Below are 1337 nucleotides of genomic sequence, written 5' to 3' on the forward strand. Positions count from 1 at the left end.
GCAGGGCTGCCTCCCTGGGCCCCACCCCTGGTGGTGCCTTCTGCACCACCCCAGGAGGAGGCCGAGGCTGCGGCTGGCGGCCCCCACTTCTTGGACCCGGTCTCCCCTGAGTAGATTGTTCTCGATCAAGGAGGTTAGTGGTATTAGGATTAGAATTGTGATGAAGTATGTTATGGATGCTAGTTGACCAATGAGAATGAAGGGTTGATTTACTGGTTGGCTTCCGATCCAGGTGAGGGTTAGTAGGGTTGTAATTAGGAGTCAGAACAGGAATTGGCTAAGTGGGCGGAATATTATGCTTTGCTGTTTGGAGTTGTGAAGTATGGGGATGATAGATAAGATGAAGATTGATAGGAAGAGCGCTAGTACGCCTCCTAGTTTATTAGGAACGGATCGTAGAATTGCGTATGCAAATAGGAAGTACCATTCTGGTTTGATGTGTGGAGGGGTATTTAGTGGGTCGGCTGGGGTGTAGTTGTCCGGGTCGTTTAGGAGGTCGGGTGAAAGTAGTGTTAGTGTTGTTAGGATGAAAAGGAGGAGGATTAGGCCTAGGATATCTTTGATTGTGTAGTAGGGGTGGAAGGTGATTTTGTCTGAGTCTGATGAGATTCCGCAGGGGTTGTTTGATCCTGTTTCGTGTAGAAACAGTAGATGGACTGTTGTAAGGGCGGTAATAATGAAGGGTAGAATAAAGTGTAGGGTGAAGAATCGTGAAAGGGTGGGGTTACCAATGGAGTATCCGCCTCAGATTCATTGGACGAGGTCGGTCCCGATGTATGGGACTGCTGATAATAGGTTTGTGATTACTGTTGCTCCCCAGAATGATATTTGGCCTCATGGGAGCACGTAGCCTATAAAAGCTGTTGCTATAGTTAAGAATAGAAGCATAATGCCAGTGTTTCAGGTTTTTAGGAGAAGGAATGAGCCATAGTAAAGGCCTCGGCCTACGTGTAGGAAGAGGCAGATGAAAAATATGGAGGCGCCGTTGGCGTGGAGGTAGCGAATGATTCAGCCATGGTTTACGTCTCGGGTGATATGTGCGATTGAGGAGAAGGCAGAAGAGGTGTCTGGCGAGTAGTGTATTGCTAGGAATAGGCCTGTGATGATCTGTAGAATTAGGCAGAATGCGAGTAGTGAGCCGAAGTTTCATCATATGGAAATGTTGGATGGGGTTGGTAGGTCAATGAGGGAGTGGTTAATTATTTTTATAATTGGGTTGGATTTGCGTATTGGGGTCAGTGGGGCAGGTGCTGCACAGGATGACAGGTGTTTCTGGTACCCAGCAAAAGAGAGGTCGTCCTTCACAGTCCCGAAGAGCTCATCCTTGATGTGGCCAC

General features: G+C 48.0%; 1 protein-coding gene and 1 pseudogene. One reads left to right on the plus strand and one right to left on the minus strand.

The features are described 5' to 3' along the window. A pseudogene (locus ACFIKY_RS08945) lies at positions 1 to 1116 on the minus strand (cytochrome b N-terminal domain-containing protein); the annotation flags it as partial. On the opposite strand from ACFIKY_RS08945, the gene ACFIKY_RS08950 reads away from it, so the two are divergent. Further along, positions 1100 to 1337 (plus strand): hypothetical protein (locus ACFIKY_RS08950; RefSeq protein WP_375661729.1); only part of this gene is annotated, 238 nt, incomplete at its 3' end. The pseudogene ACFIKY_RS08945 and the gene ACFIKY_RS08950 sit on opposite strands and share 17 nt — an antisense overlap.

This window comes from Bartonella sp. CR127HXZ (assembly GCF_042194555.1).
GTDB lineage: Bacteria > Pseudomonadota > Alphaproteobacteria > Rhizobiales > Rhizobiaceae > Bartonella > Bartonella grahamii.